The sequence below is a fragment of the Streptococcus downii genome (assembly GCF_004353325.1).
Classification (GTDB): Bacteria; Bacillota; Bacilli; order Lactobacillales; family Streptococcaceae; genus Streptococcus; species Streptococcus downii.
Genome location: NZ_MZNX01000005.1, coordinates 4,359 through 4,615, shown reverse-complemented (window position 1 = coordinate 4,615; position 257 = coordinate 4,359). Strand labels below are relative to the sequence as shown.

Here is a 257-nt window from a genome sequence, read left to right as displayed (position 1 = left end):
CAACAACCATCCCAAACCACTTACACCGACGCAGTGAACGACGGCACTTGGACCTTCAAGGGCTATGACGCAGCTAGCGTCGTTGTCAACAAGGCCGATGTAGAGTTTGTAGGGAAATGGTCCTTTGAAGCTAAGAAGTATCAAGCAAGTTACCGCTTCGAGAGTGAGACAGCAGGTCAAGCTCTTCCAGCAGCCATCGCAGCCTTGACTCCAAGCGACAGTGCAACTTATGTGAATGGTGCCTCTGTTTCCGCTCA

General features: G+C 51.4%; 1 protein-coding gene. It reads left to right on the top strand.

Annotation, left to right across the window (positions count from 1 at the left end; translation table 11 throughout):
* Positions 1–257: SHIRT domain-containing protein (locus E2R31_RS09925; RefSeq protein WP_243701280.1), on the top strand; the 257-nt coding region annotated here is incomplete at both ends.